The sequence below is a fragment of the Pseudomonas defluvii genome, assembly GCF_001695625.1.
Taxonomy (GTDB): domain Bacteria; phylum Pseudomonadota; class Gammaproteobacteria; order Pseudomonadales; family Pseudomonadaceae; genus Aquipseudomonas; species Aquipseudomonas defluvii.
In genome coordinates, this window is sequence record NZ_MBPN01000197.1 from 1 (window position 1) to 4,239 (window position 4,239).

The 4,239-nt window shown below is 59.5% G+C and carries 4 protein-coding genes; 2 read left to right on the forward strand and 2 right to left on the reverse strand.

What is annotated here, in order from left to right:
- Together rnt and pyrC are read right to left on the reverse strand one after the other, a co-directional pair.
- Positions 1-635: ribonuclease T (rnt, locus tag EKA13_RS26070; RefSeq protein WP_065761930.1), on the reverse strand; the 635-nt coding region annotated here is incomplete at its 3' end.
- Positions 632-1,678: a dihydroorotase gene (pyrC, locus tag EKA13_RS26075; RefSeq protein ID WP_065761931.1), complete on the reverse strand. Its 1,047-nt coding sequence runs from the start codon at positions 1,676-1,678 to the stop codon at positions 632-634. The genes pyrC and rnt, both read right to left, overlap by 4 nt.
- Before the next feature lie 131 nt (positions 1,679-1,809).
- Here pyrC and EKA13_RS26080 point away from each other — a divergent pair, with 131 nt between their 5' ends.
- Both EKA13_RS26080 and EKA13_RS26085 read left to right on the forward strand, forming a co-directional pair.
- Complete coding sequence (locus tag EKA13_RS26080; protein WP_065761932.1) at positions 1,810-2,790, forward strand: flagellar protein MotY; 981 nt, start codon at positions 1,810-1,812, stop codon at positions 2,788-2,790.
- A 135-nt stretch (positions 2,791-2,925) separates the two neighbouring features.
- Positions 2,926-4,143, forward strand: a complete 1,218-nt coding sequence (locus EKA13_RS26085; RefSeq protein WP_065761933.1) for an argininosuccinate synthase — start codon at positions 2,926-2,928, stop codon at positions 4,141-4,143.
- The last annotated feature ends 96 nt before the right edge of the window (positions 4,144-4,239 follow it).

Here is a 4,239-nt window from a genome sequence, read left to right on the forward strand (position 1 = left end):
CAGCGGTTGACTATACCGCAGAACAGCTCGGCGGTTTTTTCGGTGTCATAGCGAGCCGAATGTGCTTCACGTCCGTCAAAGTCGATGTCGGCACTTTGACAGGCCCTGGCCAGTACGGTCTGGCCATAGGCCAGGCCCGCCAGGGTAGCCGTGTCGAAACTGGAGAACGGATGAAACGGGTTGCGCTTCATATCGTTCCGGGCTACCGCGGCATTGAGGAAGCCCAGGTCGAAACTGCTGTTGTGGCCGACCAGAATTGCCCGCTTGCAGCCATTGGCCTTCAAGGCCTTGCGCACACCACGGAAAATGTCGGTTAGCGCGGCCTCCTCGCTAACGGCCATGCGTAGCGGATGGTCCAGCTTGATGCCGGTGAACTCCAGTGCGGCCTGTTCAATATTGGCGCCTTCAAACGGTTCGACACGGAAGAAATAGGTGTGCTCGGGGAACAGGAAACCTTTCTCATCCATGCCGATGGTCACGGCGGCAATTTCCAGCAAGGCGTCGGTTGCGCAGTTGAAACCGCCCGTCTCGACATCCACAACTACTGGCAGGTAACCACGAAAGCGTTCGGCCATGGGGTGACGCGGGCCGCCGCTATGACCTTCCTGGTCGAGGTCGAAGTGATCATCACTCACGCATTTGTCTCCAGCAGGCGCCAGCGCAGTTGTTCACCGGCGCGCAGCGGTACCACGGTGTGCTCGCCGAATGGCAGGCTATCCGGGGCGGTCCAGCTTTCGCGGACCAGGGTAATAGTGTCGGTATTGGTCGGCAGGCCGTAGAACGCAGGGCCATGCAGGCTGGCGAAACCTTCGAGTTTGTCCAGCGCATTGCGCTGCTCGAATGCTTCGGCATACAGCTCGATAGCGGCGTAGGCGGTGTAGCAGCCGGCACAACCGCAGGCGGCTTCCTTGGCGTGACGGGCATGCGGCGCCGAGTCGGTGCCCAGGAAGAACTTGCTGTTGCCGCTGGTAGCGGCATCGAGCAGGGCGACCTGGTGCGTATTGCGCTTGAGGATCGGCAGGCAGTAGTAGTGCGGGCGAATGCCACCGACCAGCATGTGGTTGCGGTTGTACAGCAGGTGCTGAGCCGTAATGGTTGCCCCGACGTTGGCCGGTGCTTCTGTCACGAACTGCACGGCATCGGCCGTTGTAATGTGTTCGAAGACCACTTTAAGCGTCGGGAAACGCTCGACTACGCGGCGCATGTGTTCGTCGATGAACTGCTTCTCGCGGTCGAAGACGTCGACCTCGCTACGCGTTACTTCACCGTGGAGCAGTAGCGGCATGCCGACTTCAGCCATGGCCTCGAGCACCGGGAAGATGTTGTCGATGCTGGTGACACCCGAGTCCGAGTTGGTGGTCGCACCCGCTGGATAAAGCTTGGCGGCGTGGACGAAACCGCTGGCTTTGGCCGCGCGGATTTCCTCGGGTTGGGTACGGTCGGTGAGGTACAGGACCATCAACGGCTCGAAGCGGCTACCAGCCGGACGGGCCGCGAGGATACGCTCGCGATAGGCGCCGGCTTCGGCGGCGTTGCGCACTGGTGGTACCAGGTTTGGCATGATGATCGCGCGGGCAAAGGTGCGCGCCACATCGCCAACGGTGTGGGGCAGGACGGCACCATCACGAAGATGGATATGCCAGTCGTCAGGACGCAGGAGGGTCAGGCGGTCGGACATTGGGGATTCCAGGCGGGTCGAACTCAAGGTGAATGCTACCGGAAAAGCCGGGGCCGAGCACTCGCTATCAAGTTTTGCCAAGGCCTACCGATACCTTGCAGGTATGCCGTGAAAAATTTGTGGAGCCGCCCGTGCGCCAGCATTATCTAGCCCTGCTCAGCATGTTTGCCAGCCTGCCTGCCATGGCACTTACTTTCCAGACGCGTCTGGAAAGCGTCGAGTGGAAGGTCGAGGGTGATCAGTTCGAGTGCCGATTGATCCAGCCGATTGCCAATTTCGGCTCCGGTGAGTTCGTGCGTCGCGCGGGCGAACAGCCGACCTTCCAGTTGCGTTCGAACAGCAATGTACTGGGTACAGGTTCGGCAACCTTGCTGGCCGCCGCCGCGCCGTGGCAGCCCGGGCGTGGCGATATCAACCTGGGCACTGTGCGCATGGCCCGTAACGGTGTGCTGTTCAACAGCACGCAAGGCCAGGCCAGCCGTTTGATCAATGGCTTGCTGGACGGCCGCAGTACCGTGGTCCGCAATTATGCGGGTGAAGCGGGGCGGGCGATGGAAGTGCGCGTGTTGCCGGTCAAGTTTGGCCAGGCCTACGGTGACTACCAGGTCTGTGCGGCCAAGTTGTTGCCGATGAACTACGACCAGGTGCGTCAGACCCGGGTCGACTTCCCGGGTGGCGGTATCGACCTGGATGCCAATGCCCAAGCGCGACTGGACATCATCCTCGACTTCCTCAAGGCTGATCCGACGGTCAATCATATTGAGCTTGATGGCCATTCGGACAACAGTGGCAATCGCCTGACCAACCGTGACCTGTCACGTCGGCGTGCGCTGGCCGTTATGGATTACCTTAAAAGCCACGGTATTGCAGAAGAGCAGATCACGCTGCGTTTCCATGGTGAGCGGTATCCTCTTGCACCGAACAACAGCCCGGCCAACCGCTCGCGCAATCGCCGCGTGAACATTCAGTTGGACCGAGTGGCGCCCGTTGAAAAGCCGGTAGAAGCCGCCAGCGAAAAGCCGCTTGGCAAGGCACCAGATGCGGCGTCGACAGCACCAGGCCAAGTGCCTGCAGCCAACACCTCTGTTGCCAAGTCGGCCGTTAAGTCCTGAGGTTGAGGGGCGACCGTCCGTCGCGCCCTCGACCGTTCCTGTCGCTTTGTCGTCACAAGCTGTCGCCCCACTGTAAATGTTGCGGTAAGACCGGTAGAATCATTGGTTTTCCGTACAACCCCGTGGAGTGATGGCATGGCGGACGTAAAAAAGGTCGTACTGGCGTATTCCGGCGGCCTTGATACTTCGGTAATTCTCAAGTGGCTGCAAGATACCTATAACTGTGAAGTGGTGACTTTCACCGCCGATCTGGGGCAGGGCGAGGAGGTCGAACCGGCCCGCGCCAAGGCTCAGGCCATGGGTGTCAAAGAGATCTACATCGACGACCTGCGCGAAGAGTTTGTGCGTGACTTCGTGTTCCCGATGTTCCGCGCCAACACCGTTTACGAAGGTGAGTACCTGCTGGGTACCTCCATCGCTCGTCCGCTGATTGCCAAGCGTCTGATCGAAATCGCCAACGAAACCGGCGCCGATGCCATTTCTCATGGCGCGACCGGCAAGGGCAACGACCAGGTACGTTTCGAGCTGGGTGCCTACGCGCTCAAGCCAGGCGTGAAGGTTATTGCGCCATGGCGCGAGTGGGACCTGCTCTCGCGTGAAAAACTGATGGACTATGCCGAGAAGCACGCGATTCCAATTGAGCGTCACGGCAAGAAGAAGTCGCCGTACTCGATGGACGCCAACCTGCTGCACATCTCCTATGAGGGCGGTGTGCTTGAGGATACCTGGACCGAGCACGAAGAAGACATGTGGCGTTGGACCAAGTCGCCGGAAAACGCGCCGGATGTACCGACCTACATCGAACTGACCTACCGCAACGGTGACATCGTTGCTATCGACGGCGTGGAAATGACCCCCGCTACCGTGCTGGCAACCCTCAACCGCATCGGCGGCGAGAACGGCATCGGGCGTCTGGATATCGTCGAAAACCGCTATGTCGGCATGAAGTCTCGTGGGTGCTACGAAACCCCGGGCGGCACCATCATGCTGCGTGCACACCGCGCCATCGAGTCGATCACCCTCGACCGTGAAGTCGCTCACCTGAAAGATGAGCTGATGCCGAAGTACGCCAGCCTGATCTACACCGGTTACTGGTGGAGCCCAGAGCGTCTGATGCTGCAGCAAATGATCGACGCTTCGCAGGTGAACGTGAACGGTGTTGTACGTCTGAAGCTGTACAAGGGCAACGTGATCGTGACAGGTCGCAAGTCTGATGACTCGCTGTTCGACGCCAACATTGCTACCTTCGAGGAAGATGGCGGTGCTTACAACCAGGCCGATGCAGCAGGCTTCATCAAGCTGAACGCCTTGCGCATGCGCATTGCCGCAAACAAGGGTCGTTCGCTGATTTAAGCGTTCTCCTCGTTTGAAAAAAACCCGGCCTTGGCCGGGTTTTTTTATTCATCGTTTTTATTACTGTGGGTCTGTGCATGGTCATGCCTTATGGGG

Excerpts from the sequence above, each read along its gene's own strand:
- pyrC (WP_065761931.1), bottom strand. The coding sequence starts at position 1,678 with ATGTCCGACCGCCTGACCCTCCTGCGTCCTGACGACTGGCATATCCAT.
- EKA13_RS26085 (WP_065761933.1), top strand. The coding sequence starts at position 2,926 with ATGGCGGACGTAAAAAAGGTCGTACTGGCGTATTCCGGCGGCCTTGAT.